This window comes from Bradyrhizobium denitrificans (assembly GCF_013179005.1).
Classification (GTDB): domain Bacteria; phylum Pseudomonadota; class Alphaproteobacteria; order Rhizobiales; family Xanthobacteraceae; genus Bradyrhizobium; species Bradyrhizobium denitrificans.
Genome location: NZ_JABFDP010000031.1, coordinates 20,132 through 32,051, shown reverse-complemented (window position 1 = coordinate 32,051; position 11,920 = coordinate 20,132). Strand labels below are relative to the sequence as shown.

The following is an 11,920-nucleotide window of genomic DNA, read 5'->3' as shown; positions in this document are numbered from 1 at the left end:
TCTCAGCCGCTGCCGAGGTCGTGAATGACGGGTGACAGGCCGCCCGCGGAGACCTCCAGGATCGCTAGCGTGATCGGCAGCTTGAAGCGGCGCGGTCCGGCGCTGCCCGGATTCAGATAGAGCACGCCGTCGCGTGTCTCGACTCGCGCGCGATGCGAATGGCCGTAGATGACGACATCGATGCCCGACGTTGCGGGATCGATCTCAAGGTCATGGACGTCGTGCACGACGTGGAAGGAGCGGCCTTCCAGCTGCACCGTCCGGGTATCAGGATACGCCCTTGCCCAGTCCGACGTGTCGATGTTGCCGCGGATCGCGGTGACCGGTGCGATCCGGCCAAGCCGCGCGATCAGCTCCGCGCGGCCGATATCGCCAGCGTGAATGATGTGGGCGACACCGGCCAGACGCTGCTCCGCCTCTGGCCGCAACAGACCGTGAGTGTCGGAGATGATCCCGATCGTCCGCATGATCTCTCGCCGCCATCACCGGCCGCATCACGCGATCGCGGTGATCTCGATCGTCTGGCCGGACATTTCGACGACGTCGCCGACCGACTTGCCCATCAACAGCCGCGCCACCGGCGAAACATAGGAAATCATGCCGCGCTTCGGATCGGCCTCGTCCTCGCCGACGATACGATAGGTCTGCACGCGGCCGTCGCCACGCTCGAATGTCACGGTGCTGCCGAACGCGATCGTCTCGGTCGAGCTCGGTTGCGGCATCACCTGCGCGGTCCGCAGCCGTGTTGCGAAATAGCGCGCATCCCGCAACGGCAGCGCGGATTCGCGGCGGCGCTCGTTGACGTCCTCGATGGCCTGCGCCGCCTCATGGGCCGCCTGCGCCTGGTGCAGCTGATCCTCGAGCGCCTTCAGGCCCGCTTCGGTCACCAGGTTCGGATGCGGCGACACCGGCCGGTCGGGCAGCTGCGTTTCGGCCGCCGTCTCGGCGCTCTCTTCCTTGGTGAATGCGACGCTCACGCGGGGCGACTCCTGCAACGAGCCGCACGGCGCGGCCATTGGGGGAGAGATCATGCGACGTGGGCGGATTTCAAGCCGTCCGATCACGCGCGCGCAAGCCGTCTTCGCCGGCTTGACAGCGGAAGCTCTGGACGCTTAGATATACGAACTTAAGTTCGCAATCCGAACCTTAGCAAATCAGAAAGCTCGCCGTCAAGGCGGGTCCCCTTAGGAAACGTCGGAGCGTCCCGTGGACGAGGACAGCAAGGCTTGCAAAAGCGTCGTGCAGTCGCTGGCCAAGGGTTTTCAGGTGCTCAACGCGTTCACCAGCGAGGAGCCGGAGCTCGTGCTCGCCGACGTCGCGCGCCGCGCCGCGCTCGACAAGGGCACCACATTCCGCCTGCTCAACACGCTGGTGATGCTCGGCTATGTCGAGAAGGTCGGGGACACCAGACGCTTCCGCCTGACGCTGAAATGTCTCGACCTCGGCTTCAACGCGATCGCACGCTCAGAGCTGCGCGATCAGGCGCGTCCGATCCTGCGCAGCCTGGTTGGTGAGATGAACGAGGCGGCTTCGCTCGCGGTGCTCGACGGCAGCGACATCGTCTATGTCGAGCGCATCCAGGCCGGCCTTGTCCGGCTCGGGGTTGACGTCCGCATCGGCAGCCGCGCGCCGGTCTATTCCACTGCCGTCGGTCAGGCGCTTCTGTCGCTGCTGCCGGTGGAGACGCAGGTCGCCGTGCTCGAGGCGCAGCCGCGCATCAAGCGGACCGAGACCACGATCACCGATCTCGACGCGCTGCTGCAGCGCCTGCGTCAGGTGAAGGCCGCCGGCTACGCACTGTCCAATCAGGAGAATGCGCCGGGGCTGTGCGTGCTTGCCGCGCCCGTGATCGATCGTGACGGAGTGCCGCTCGCCGCCATCAGCGTCGCCGCGCCGACCATGCGCATATCGGCCGAGGCGTTCGAGCGCATGGGCGTGGCGCCTTTGCTCCGCACTGCGGCCCAGCTGTCGCGCGCGCTCGAAGCCATGGGCGGCGCCGTCGCGACCGTCTCGAACCGATGACCATCCGAACAATGAGGAGCCCGCGATGAGCGTCATGACCAACTTCAAGGGGATCATACCGGCGATCGCCGTCCCCTTCGATGCCGACCATTCGATCGACGAGGCCGAGCTGTCGCGCTACGCCGCCTGGCTCGGCAAGCGCCGCGGCATCGTCGGCATCATGACCAACGGCCACACCGGCGAGGTGTTCAGCCTCACCGCCAAGGAGCGCGCCGAGGTCACGCGCATTGTCGCCAAGGCGCTCACCGGCATCTGCCCGACGATTTCTTCCGTCGTCTGCGAGGGCATCAAGGACGGCATCGAGCACGCGCTGATGGCCAAGGAGGCCGGTGCCGCCGCGCTCGACATCATGCCGCCGCATCACTGGCTGCGCTTCGGCTTCAAGCGCGAGCATTGCCTCGACTATTTCAGCGCGATCGGCGAGGCGACGAAGCTGCCGCTGATCGTGCACGTCTATCCGGCCTGGACCCGCGCCTCGTTCTCCTCGGAGCTGCTTGCCGAGCTCGCCCGCCTCGACCATGTGCAGGCGTTCAAGATCGGCACCCGCGAGATGAATAAATACGCCCGCGACCTCAAGGCGATCCGCGCTGCGGCGCCGCACAAGGCGCTGCTCACCTGCCACGACGAATATCTGCTGGCCTCGATGGTGCAGGGCGTCGACGGCGCGCTGGTCGGCTTCGCCTCGCTGATCCCCGATCTGATCCACGATCTGTTTGCCGCGGTCGTCGCCGGCGATCTCAAGCTCGCGATGAAGCTGCAGAGCATGATCGATCCGCTGAAGGATGCCGTTTACGGCGCGGGCGAGCCGACCGGCGAGGCGCATGGCCGGATGAAGGCGGCGATGCAGGTCGCCGGCGTCATCCGCGACGCCACGGTGCGCCCGCCGACGCATGCGCCGAGCGCCGAGGAGATGGCGGCGATCCGCGCCGCAGTCGCCGCGGCCGGACTGACGGTGCAGGCTGCGGCCTGAGCTTTCGACGACAAGGCGGCCGGGCCCGGCTGCCTGCGATGACGAACGACAAGCAAAACAAATCCAGGGACGACGCTCATGCTGATGATGGATGTCGACAATACGCCCCCGCGCCCATCTGCCGCGCCGGATGACGTGCTGATCGCGATCGACCAGCTGTCCAAGACCTACGTCTCAGCCTCGGGCGCGGCGGTGCATGCGCTGAGCCGGATCTCGCTCGACATCAAGCCAGGCGAGTTCGTCTGCGTCGTCGGTCCCTCCGGCTGCGGCAAGAGCACCTTGCTGCGGCTGCTCGCTGGGCTGGATGGTTATAGCGACGGCCGCCTGCTGCTCGACGGCGAGGCGGTTGCAGGTCCCTCGCGCAAGGTCGGCGTGGTGTTCCAGGCCGCCAATCTGCTGCCGTGGATGACGGTGCGCGACAATGTGCGGCTGCCGCTGCGTGTCGGCGGCAAGCATGCGCCCGCGGCCGACCGCATCGAGCGCCTGCTCGCCGTGACCGGCCTCGGCGAGTTCGGCGACAAATATCCCTACGAGCTGTCCGGCGGCATGCAGCAGCGCGCCGGCATCTGCCGCGCGCTGGCGCGCGATCCCGAGATCCTCTTGATGGACGAGCCGTTCGGTGCGCTCGATGCGCTGACGCGCGAGCGCCTGAACCTCGAGCTGCAGCGCATCTGGCAGGAGAACCGCAAGACCATCCTGCTGATCACACACTCGATCTCGGAAGCCATCTTCCTCGCCGACCGCGTCATCGTGATGTCGGCGCGCCCCGGCCGCATCCTCGCTGATCTGCACGTCCCGATCCCGCGGCCCAGGACCTTCGACGACATCGTCCTGCACCCGGACTATGCGCGGCTGGCCAAGGAGGTTCGCGGACTCCTGAACGCGCAGGAGCACGGCCATGACTGACCTTGCCAACATCGCCGCGCCCGCCATGACCCCGAAGCCGACAAAGCCCAGCCGCCGTCTCGGTCTCGGTTCGCCGATCGCCTGGATCGGTCTTGCCGTGCTGATCCTGAGCTGGATCGCCGCGGTCAAGCTGCTGAACATCCCATCCTACATCCTGCCGAAGCCCGAAGCGGTGGTCCGCGCATTGTGGTCCGGATTGGCCGTCAGCCCCGCCAGTCCGCTCGGCTATTATCTGCCGCTGTGGAGCACGCTCAGCAATGCCGCGGTCGGCTGCGCCATCGGCGTCGGGCTCGGCCTCGTGATCGGCTCGCTGATGGCCGAGGTCGAGGCGATCGAGCGTCTCGTGATGCCCTATGCGTTCGCGCTGCAGAGCCTTCCCAAGGTGGCGATCGCGCCGCTGATCGTGATCTGGTTCGGTTTCGGCGACGGCTCCAAGATCGCGATCTCGGCGCTGCTGTCGTTCTTCCCGGTATTGATCAATAGTTTCACGGGGCTGCGCGCGGTCGAGCCGGAGCGCATCGATCTGATGCGCTCGCTGTCGGCGTCGCGGCTCGAGACCTACCGCATCGTCAAGCTGCCCAACGCTGCGCCCTTCATCTTCGCCGGACTCGACATGGCCGTCGTCTATGCGCTGCTCGGTGCGATCGTCGCCGAATTTCTCGGCGCGCAGCGCGGCATGGGCGTCGTGATCACCCAGGCGCAGGCGGTGTCGGACGTCGCCGGCGTGTTCGCCGCGCTGATCATTCTCGGCGTGCTCGGCATCGTGCTGCACGGCATCGTGCGCTGGTGCGAGGCCAAGGTCGTGCATTGGGGCGCCAATCGAAAGAAATAAAAACCGGGAGGAACGAACATGATTTCGCGCAGGTCATTCCTGACGGGCAGCGCCGGTGCGGCGTTGCTGATGAGTGGCGCACCGGCCGGCCTGATGGCAGCGGACGCGAAGAAGATTCGCTTCGGCGTCGGGCTGAAGGCGCTCAACGCCACCGTCATCAATTGCGTGATCGGCGAGGCGCTCGGCTACAACGCGCAGGAGGGCTTTTCGCTCGACGTGCAGGCGCTCGGCACCAACGCCAGCGTCCAGGTCGCGACCGATCGCGGCTCCGTCACAATCGGCGTCGGCGTGCCGTCGACGGCGCTGCCGCTGCTCGCCAAGGGCGAATGGAGCGGCGCGAAACTGTTCTATCAGTACACGTACCCCTACAAATGGGACATTGCCGTGCCGCCCGGCTCGGCACTCAAGAGCTACACGGATCTGAGGGGCAGGAAGATCGGCGTGTCCGATTTCGGCGCCACCGAATATCCGGTCACCAGGAACGTGCTGAAGGCGCTCGGCCTCGATCCGGACAAGGATGTGAGCTGGGTGGCGGTCGGCAACGGCACGCCGGCCGGCGTCGCGCTGCAGCGTGGCGTCATCGATGCACTCGCCTATTTCGATACTGGCTTTGGCCAGATCGAGGCCGCCGGCATCGAGATGAGCTACCTGCAGCGCCCGACCACGATCCCGATGGTCGGCGGCCAGTTCCTCATGGCGATGCCTCAGACTTTCGAGAAGGACAGGAATCTCTTGATCGGCTTCGGCCGTTCGGTGTGCAAGGCATCGCAGTTCCTGCTCGCCAATCCCGCTGCCGGCGCCAGGGCGTTTCTCAAGATGTACCCGGAGACGGCGCCGCGTGGCGCCAGCGAGGACGAAGCCGTCAAGGCTGTGCTGCAGTCGATCAGTCGGCGCATCAAGCTCTACGCGCCGCCTTATGCCAACACCCAGATGGGCGCGATCAACGAGCAGGAGTTCCGCACCGAAGCGGCGATGAACGGGCTGGACATCAAGGACTATGCTGCGCTCTACACCAACGAGCTGATCGACAAGATCAACAATTTCGATGCGGTGAAGGTCAAGGCCGAGGCGGCTGCGTACAAGGGATGACGGCGGGGGATCACGAACGTCGTTCCGCGCGCCACGCGGTGGTGACCGGCACCAGCTCCGGCATCGGCCGTGCCATTGCCGAGCGCCTGCTCGCGGGTGGCTGGCATGTGACGGGCATCGACCGCGCGCCGCCGGACTGGACGCATGCCGGCTTCGTCGGCCTGCAGGCTGATCTGGCGGAGCCGCACGCGCTGATCGCGCAGCTTGCGGACCTCGGCACGGTGACCGCGCTCGTTCATGCCGCCGGCTACATGCGTGTCGGCCGGCTCGGCGAGCTCATGCCTGACAGCGGCGAGGGCATGTGGCAAGTCCATGTCGGTGCCGCGGAGGCGCTGGCCAATGCGCTGGCGCCTGATATGGGCGAGGGCGGACGCATCGTGCTGATCGGCAGCCGCACCGCCAATGGCTCTGCCGGCCGCAGCCAATATGCGGCCACCAAAGCCGCACTCACCGGCCTTGCGCGGTCCTGGGCGATCGAGCTCGCGCCGCGCCGGATCACCGTGAACGTGATCGCCCCCGCCGCCACCGACACGCCGTTCCTGCGCGATCCCAGCCGCGCCGGCACCGCGCCGGTGCTGCCGCCGATGGGCCGCTTCGTCGATCCCGCCGAGGTCGCCGCGCTCACCGCCTTTCTGCTGTCCCCGGAGGCGAGCGCGATCACCGGACAGACCATCACCATCTGCGCAGGTGCCTCCCTCTGACGCGGCGCGTGCGACCACGACCAGGAGAATGACCATGACCGTTCGTATCGTCGACGTCCGCGAGGTGACGAAGCCGATCTCATCGCCGATCCGCAACGCCTATATCGACTTCACCAAGATGACGTCGAGCCTGGTCGCGGTCATCACCAATGTCGAGCGCAACGGCCGCCCCGTCGTCGGCTACGGCTTCAACTCCAATGGCCGCTATGGCCAGGGCGGCCTGATCCGCGAGCGGTTTCGTGCGCGCCTGCTGGAGGCCGATCCGGCCTCGCTGCTTGATGCAACGAAAGACAACATCGACCCCGACAAGGCCTGGGCGGCGATGATGATGAACGAGAAGCCGGGCGGTCATGGCGAGCGCTCGGTCGCGGTCGGCACGCTCGACATGGCGATCTGGGACGCGGTGGCGAAGATCGCCGACAAGCCGCTGTTCCGTCTGCTCGCCGAGCGCCATAACCGCAAAGCTGATCCCCGCGTATTCGTCTACGCCGCCGGTGGCTATTATTATCCGGGCAAGGACCTCTCGGCCTTGCGCCGCGAGATGCGCGGCTATCTCGAGCGCGGCTACACTGTCGTGAAGATGAAGATCGGAGGCGCGCCAATCGACGAGGATCGCCAGCGCATCGAGGCCGTGCTCGCCGAGATCGGTCCGAACAATCAGCTCGCGGTCGATGCGAATGGCCGCTTCGACCTGGAGACTGCGATCGCCTACGCCAAGATGCTGCGCGACTATCCGCTGTTCTGGTACGAAGAGGCCGGCGATCCGCTCGACTATCATCTGCAGGCGACGCTCGCCGACTTCTATCCCGGGCCGATGGCGACCGGCGAGAACCTGTTCAGCCATCAGGACGCGCGCAACCTGATCCGCTATGGCGGCATGCGCCCCGATCGCGACTGGCTGCAGTTCGACTGCGCGCTGTCCTATGGCCTTTGCGAATATCTGCGCACGCTCGACGTGCTCAGGACCTATGGCTGGTCGCCAGTCCGCTGCATCCCGCATGGCGGTCACCAGATGTCGCTCAACATCGCCGCCGGCCTCGGCCTCGGCGGCAATGAGAGCTACCCGGACCTGTTCCAGCCCTATGGCGGCTTCCCCGACGGCGTCAAGGTGATCGACGGCCACATCACCATGCCAGACCTCCCCGGCATCGGCTTCGAGGGCAAGTCCGATCTCTACGCCGAGATGCGCGCGCTCAGTGCGTGAGGCGAGGGTATCGTCCCGGACAAGCGCGCAGATTCCGGACTCATAACCACCGGGAGATGTTCGAGGCAGGATGGCCGTTCGATGTCGCCCAGCCCCATTTGCCGCGGCGCATGTGTCCGAGGTCGGCGCTCGTCAACGCTGCGCGTGCCGGACTTGCCCGGGGCGACACGGAGTGCGGAGCGCGTGGTCATCCGCCCGACGGGCAGTTCGCTCATGACGGCGTTGCGCCAACTGCCCGTCGAGCCAGTTTGTCGCAGCGTGAGGCCTTGTGTCGGCGGGCGGCGCACCGGGGAGATCGCGAAGCAGCCGTAAACCCGTCGCGCAGGGAATGCCGGATTGTCAGCTGAACCTGTGGTACCTGCCGCCTGCATGTCTTTCCGCAGGCGGGCCATGGACGAGGCCTTCGCCCGGCATTCCCTGCGCCCTTCGACTCTTGTGAGGGCGACGCAGATTAGCAGAGCTGGGCATGGACATGCCGCGGGAATGCGGGCGCATATCCACTGGATGAGTTGGGAAACGAGATGGCAGCTCAGGCGTCATTGCGAGCGCGGCGAAGCAATCCAGAATCCCGCTCACGACTCTGGATTGCTTTGCCGCGCTCGCAATGACGGAGGCGAGAGGGTTATATGCGTTCGACGACCATGCGAGGGGCGCGAAGCGGCAGCTGGGGTCGTCGCGCGTGCCTCAAACGCCCATGTCTTCCCGGGCAAGCCGTCAACGCGCGCAAGCACAGTGGGGGCGCCAATCCGGGACCCCACCACCACAGGGAGATGGGATGGCGCAGGATGGTGGACCGGCATCGCCTCCCGATCACCATGGGTGTTTATCGATCGCGGCTTTCGCCGAGACGACAGCGGAGATTGGCGCGTCAGCGAGGATCGCAGCTGTCAGCAGATCCGCCATGCCAGAGCCGTCCAAAGCGTCGCCTCCGGCGCGCGATGCGCATGTGCTACGCCTTGGCCGCCTTCGACGCCAGGGCGTCGGCGACCGCGGTACGGATGTCGGCGACCGAAAACGGCTTGGTGATCACGTCATGGGCGATCGCCTGCAGGTTGGAAGCGCGTTCGCGCTGATGCGCAAAGCCCGTCATCAGCAGGATGACCAGGTCGGGATAGTCGCGCGCGGCCGACAGCGCCAGCGCGATGCCATCCATGATGGGCATCTGGATGTCGGTCAGCAGCAGGTCGAAGGCGCCGTTCTCGCGCGTGAGGATGTCGAGCGCCTCGGCCCCGTCCTGCGCCGTCACGATCTCATGTCCATCCATGGCGATGGCGCGCGCGACCAGCGTCCGCATCGATTCTTCGTCGTCGGCGATCAGCACGCGCGACATGTCGTTTCATCTCCGTCTCATGGGTCCCGCGCGAGACCCGCGAGACCGGAACCATCATGCACTGCCGGCGGCCAGATCGCGCCGGTTGAAGAATCGTATATCGATATTGCGGCCTTCGGGAGGGGGCGAGGCCAGGCGCGATTTGAACGTCGTGCGCTCGCCAGGCTTCAGCGCGCTCTGTTCGAGCAGCGTATTCCAGGCGTAGATCTCGGTGCCCTGGGCGTCCCGCACGCTGAAGCGGAGACGCGGCAGGTCGACCGCCTTCTTGGTGACGCTCACAATCGCCCCCTCGATCACCAGCACAGGCTTGCCGTCCACGGTTTCGGTCGCCACCTTCACGTCCTTGAAGGAGAGGCCGCGCAGGTTCACCTCGAGCCCGGCGAGCTTGTAGAACGACGCCGTCTGCGGCAGCAACCGCACCACGTCGGCGCGCCAGACCACCAGCGCGATGCAGAGCGCCGCCATCGCAGCGGTCAGCGCCGGCAGGCCGAAAATCCTCTTGCCGGGGAAATTCGGCAGCGTGGGACGCCTGATGAGCTTGCCAAATCGGGCCAGGCGGGAGGCCTTGCCTTGCGTCTCCGGCTCCGCATCCTCTGTCTCGGCCTGCGCCTGTTCGGCGGCATCCTCCGGCCAGCCGGCAGCCAAGGGCGGACTGTCCACCTGCGGCGGCTGTCCGTCCTCCTCCTCGCGCGCCAGCGCCTCCCATTCGTCGGCCGGGTCGGGCGGGGGAGCAGCCGCGCTGGCGGCGTCGGCCATGGCCGGAACCGGGGCCGGAGCCTCGACGGCGTCCTCGGGCCTCGCCAGCCATACCTCCTTGCAACGCGCGCAGCGTACGCTACGGCCGGCCATACCCAGGGTTGCCAGATCGATGGCGTAGGACGTTGTACAATGGGGGCAAACGATGAACATCGCGCCTTTATCTCCGGCGGCCATTGCCGCTTTGTTTCCGACAGTTCGTGCTACAAGAACCGCCATGTTGACGAACTTCGGAACTCAATCTCCGCAATGGTACATGGAAACCATTAACGAACCGGAAACCATAACGGGCGCTCAATCGGGTCATCGTACCGCCGGACTTATTGTTGGCGGGTGGGCCGTGCACACTGTCGAACGGAGCTGATGCTTTGGTTCGGTTCGAAAATGTCGGATTGCGCTATGGACTGGGGCCGGAGATCCTCCGCGACCTCACGTTCCAGATTCCGGCTCATTCATTCCAGTTTCTCACGGGCCCCTCGGGCGCAGGCAAGACCTCGCTGCTGAAGCTGCTGTTCCTGTCGCTGCGTCCCACCCGCGGGCTCGTCAACCTGTTCGGCTACGACATCTCCCTGCTCAGCAAGGACGAGATCGCCGATCTGCGCAAGCGGATCGGAATCGTGCTGCAGGACTTTCGGCTGCTCGATCATATGACGACCTATGAGAACGTCGCATTGCCGTTCCGGGTCATGGGGCGCGACGAGTCGAGCTACCGGAAAGAAGTGATCGACCTCTTGAAATGGGTCGGGCTGGGCGAACGGATGGATGCGCTGCCCCCGATCCTGTCGGGCGGCGAGAAGCAGCGCGCGGCCATTGCGCGCGCCGTCATCTCGCGGCCGCAACTCCTGCTCGCCGACGAGCCGACCGGCAATGTCGATCCGACGCTCGGCCGGCGGTTGTTGCGCCTGTTCATTGAGCTCAACCGCTCGGGGACAGCGGTGATCATCGCAACCCACGACATCACGCTCATGGACCAATACGAGGCCCGGCGGCTGGTGCTGCATCAGGGACGGCTGCACATCTATGAGTAGCGTGGACGATCGCGGCCTTCTGGTCGACCTGGGCGACGACCGCCCGCAACTGCCGGCGCAAGCCCGCATCGTGTCACCGATCGTGCCGCGGGCGTCGATCGCCGGCCGCGCGCTCGTGGCGGTGGTCGCGATCATGACGTTCCTGGCTTCGATCACGACCGGTGCCGTGCTGCTGGTCAGCGAATCCGCAGCAGAGTGGCAGTCGGAGGTGGCGAGCGAGATCACCGTCCAGGTTCGGCCGAAGACCGGCCGCGACCTGGAGCGCGACATCGCGCTGGTGACGGAGGCGATGCGGGCGCAGTCCGGCATCGTCGAGGTGCGGCCGTTCACCAAGGACGAATCGAGCAAGCTCCTGGAACCGTGGCTCGGCAGCGGCCTGTCGTTCGACGAACTCCCGGTCCCCCGCGTCATCATCGCGCGGGTGCAACCTGGCACCAGCTTTGATCTCGCCGCGTTGCGCAATCGCGTCAGCCAGGTCGCTCCGACGGCCAGCGTGGACGATCACCGCGCCTGGATCGAGCGCATGCGTTCGATGACCGGAGCGACCCTGTTCGCGGGCTTCGGCATTCTCGTGCTGGTGATCGTCGCCACCATCATCTCGGTGTCGTTTGCGACCCGCGGCGCCATGGCCGCGAACCGGCCGATCGTCGAGGTCCTGCATTTTGTCGGCGCCGGCGACCGCTATATCGCCAATCACTTCCTGCGCCATTTCCTCCAGCTCGGGCTGGAGGGCGGGGTGATCGGCGGCGGGCTGGCGATGCTCGGCTTCGGGTTCTCGGAGTCGATCGCGAATTGGTTCTCCGGCACGCCGGTGGGCGATCAATTCGCGGCGCTGCTCGGCACGTTCTCTCTGCGCCCGCTCGGCTATGTCGTGATCGCCCTGCAGGCCGTGGTGATCGCGGCCGTCACCGGCTGGGCCGCGCGCCGGACCCTGTTCGCGACGCTGGCGAGCATCGACTGATGGCCGCTTCTGTCCCCAACCGTCGCGTTGCGGATTTCACTTGGCCTGAAAAACGCCTAAAATCGTCTGCGTCGGGTCAAGTTTCGGCAGGGGTGAGTTCGGTCACGGACTCGATACAGAG

Annotated in this window: 13 protein-coding genes; 9 read left to right on the top strand and 4 right to left on the bottom strand. The window is 66.2% G+C overall.

All coding sequences use genetic code 11. From position 1 onward, the window contains the following. Positions 1-2 precede the first annotated feature (2 nt). Both HL671_RS29805 and greA read right to left on the bottom strand, forming a co-directional pair. Positions 3-467 (bottom strand): metallophosphoesterase family protein, encoded by a 465-nt coding sequence (locus tag HL671_RS29805; protein WP_172241251.1) that lies wholly within the window; start codon positions 465-467, stop codon positions 3-5. A gap of 27 nt (positions 468-494) precedes the next feature. Then, complete coding sequence (gene greA / locus HL671_RS29800; RefSeq protein WP_012041459.1) at positions 495-977, bottom strand: transcription elongation factor GreA; 483 nt, start codon at positions 975-977, stop codon at positions 495-497. 229 nt (positions 978-1,206) lie between these two features. Here greA and HL671_RS29795 point away from each other — a divergent pair, with 229 nt between their 5' ends. From HL671_RS29795 to HL671_RS29765, 7 genes are all read left to right on the top strand, one after another. After that, a complete protein-coding gene (locus HL671_RS29795) occupies positions 1,207-2,022 on the top strand; it encodes an IclR family transcriptional regulator (RefSeq protein ID WP_172241248.1) in 816 nt (271 codons plus the stop codon). Positions 2,023-2,047: 25 nt separating this feature from the next. Further along, entirely contained in the window at positions 2,048-2,992 is a 945-nt protein-coding gene (locus tag HL671_RS29790; protein ID WP_012041461.1) for a dihydrodipicolinate synthase family protein, read from the top strand. Positions 2,993-3,070: 78 nt separating this feature from the next. Beyond that, the gene (locus HL671_RS29785; RefSeq protein WP_172241245.1) at positions 3,071-3,898 is read left to right on the top strand and encodes an ABC transporter ATP-binding protein; all 828 of its coding nucleotides are present in this window, start codon (positions 3,071-3,073) and stop codon (positions 3,896-3,898) included. After that, complete coding sequence (locus HL671_RS29780; RefSeq protein WP_172241242.1) at positions 3,891-4,730, top strand: ABC transporter permease; 840 nt, start codon at positions 3,891-3,893, stop codon at positions 4,728-4,730. The genes HL671_RS29785 and HL671_RS29780 overlap by 8 nt, the downstream gene beginning before the upstream one ends. An 18-nt stretch (positions 4,731-4,748) precedes the next feature. After that, positions 4,749-5,819 (top strand): ABC transporter substrate-binding protein, encoded by a 1,071-nt coding sequence (locus HL671_RS29775; protein ID WP_172241239.1) that lies wholly within the window; start codon positions 4,749-4,751, stop codon positions 5,817-5,819. Then, a complete protein-coding gene (locus HL671_RS29770) occupies positions 5,816-6,520 on the top strand; it encodes an SDR family NAD(P)-dependent oxidoreductase (protein ID WP_172241236.1) in 705 nt (234 codons plus the stop codon). Before HL671_RS29775 ends, HL671_RS29770 begins: the two co-directional genes overlap by 4 nt. A 34-nt stretch (positions 6,521-6,554) precedes the next feature. Then, on the top strand, positions 6,555-7,724 hold the full coding sequence (locus tag HL671_RS29765; protein WP_172241233.1) for a mandelate racemase/muconate lactonizing enzyme family protein: 1,170 nt from the start codon (positions 6,555-6,557) through the stop codon (positions 7,722-7,724). Between the two features lie 949 nt (positions 7,725-8,673). Here HL671_RS29765 and HL671_RS29760 read toward each other — a convergent pair. Both HL671_RS29760 and HL671_RS29755 read right to left on the bottom strand, forming a co-directional pair. Next, positions 8,674-9,054, bottom strand: a complete 381-nt coding sequence (locus HL671_RS29760) for a response regulator (RefSeq protein ID WP_012041467.1) — start codon at positions 9,052-9,054, stop codon at positions 8,674-8,676. A 54-nt stretch (positions 9,055-9,108) separates the two neighbouring features. Beyond that, a complete protein-coding gene (locus tag HL671_RS29755; protein WP_172241380.1) occupies positions 9,109-9,963 on the bottom strand; it encodes an MJ0042-type zinc finger domain-containing protein in 855 nt (284 codons plus the stop codon). Between the two features lie 215 nt (positions 9,964-10,178). On the opposite strand from HL671_RS29755, the gene ftsE reads away from it, so the two are divergent. After that, on the top strand, positions 10,179-10,838 hold the full coding sequence (ftsE, locus tag HL671_RS29750) for a cell division ATP-binding protein FtsE (RefSeq protein ID WP_012041469.1): 660 nt from the start codon (positions 10,179-10,181) through the stop codon (positions 10,836-10,838). After that, a complete protein-coding gene (locus HL671_RS29745; protein ID WP_041750360.1) occupies positions 10,831-11,799 on the top strand; it encodes a cell division protein FtsX in 969 nt (322 codons plus the stop codon). The genes ftsE and HL671_RS29745 overlap by 8 nt, the downstream gene beginning before the upstream one ends. Positions 11,800-11,920: the final 121 nt, after the last annotated feature.